Annotated in this window: 1 protein-coding gene; it reads right to left on the bottom strand. The window is 38.8% G+C overall.

The features are described from left to right. Positions 1-1,098 (bottom strand): restriction endonuclease (locus FNZ60_RS09440; RefSeq protein WP_142417290.1); only part of this gene is annotated, 1,098 nt, incomplete at its 3' end. Between the last annotated feature and the right edge of the window lie 143 nt (positions 1,099-1,241).

Below are 1,241 nucleotides of genomic sequence, written 5' to 3'. Positions count from 1 at the left end.
ACCTTGAATGATGCTGTTATCATGAACTTTGACAAACTCAGATTCATTGTCGTCAGTTCCCAATGAAGCACCAGTCGTACGGTGTGCTTCATCACAAATAATCAGATCAAACTCGGGTAACCCATGCTCTTTTTGTGCATCGGAAATCACTTGAATGGAATGATAGGTTGAAAAGATGACGGTCATTGCCTCTGCGAAGTGTTCACAAGCTTCTTTGGCAAGGGCTTTTGCATCTGTTGTCGCAGGAAGCACAAGATCTGATGTTTCCATGCCAACCATGTCATCTTGGTTTTTACGACGCTTTCCTACTTTTGTATCCGAACACACCGCAAAAGAACGCAAGGGGATTTGTGTGTCCAGTGTCCATTCACGGATTGTTTGTGAAACTAAAGCAAGAGAAGGCACTAAAAACAACACACGCTTGCCTTTTCCCGCTATGGTCTCTGCTATTTTTAGGCTTGTGAACGTCTTCCCCGTACCACATGCCATAATAAGCTTGCCACGGTCTGCTTCTTTTAAACCTTCACAGACTTTCTTGATGGCTTCTTTCTGATGGGGACGAGGTTCTTTCGTTGATTTCAGAACAACTTCTTGTTTTGTTGCAAATATTTGCCAATCTATACGACTGTTTTCCATATGACGAAGGTCAATGCGATAAACGGGTATCGCTTGTCCTTTAATCATGGCATTCACATTGTCACTTAATTCACTTTCAGTGCTATCAACGAGAAGGCGATATTTAAAGATGTCTTTTCCAGAGGCTGCGATAAAGCTATCAATATCCTTTTTACTGATCTGATGGTCAGCTTTATAAAACTTACATTGAATAGCAACATACCCTTCTTGATTGCGAAGCTTTGCAACCAGATCAATGCCGATATCATTTTTATTCCAATCGTCACGCTCTTTAGCCCATTCAAAATAGCTTTCAACCTTTTCATAGCGTCCATAATGGATAGGGTCATGCATAAGATATTTGCTAACAAAATCTTCAAAGATTTTTCCTTGTTGAGCTTTTGAAGTTGCTTGTTCGCGATACTCTTCCAACAGAGATCGTAAAGAGACGTGTTCATGATTAGATTTATGAGAGTGAAGCATAAAGAATAAACTCCATGACAAAATATTCTATGAATTAATTCTTTTCAAAAGAATCGAAATGAAGCTTATTAAATCCATTTTGAATGAATAGTGTGAAAACTGCAGAAAATTGCTAAAAAAGCCGATAATTTTTTCAAAAGAGT

It is taken from the genome of Bartonella massiliensis (genome assembly GCF_902150025.1).
In the GTDB taxonomy this organism is placed as follows: domain Bacteria; phylum Pseudomonadota; class Alphaproteobacteria; order Rhizobiales; family Rhizobiaceae; genus Bartonella; species Bartonella massiliensis.
This window is presented reverse-complemented; position numbering and strand designations above follow the sequence as displayed.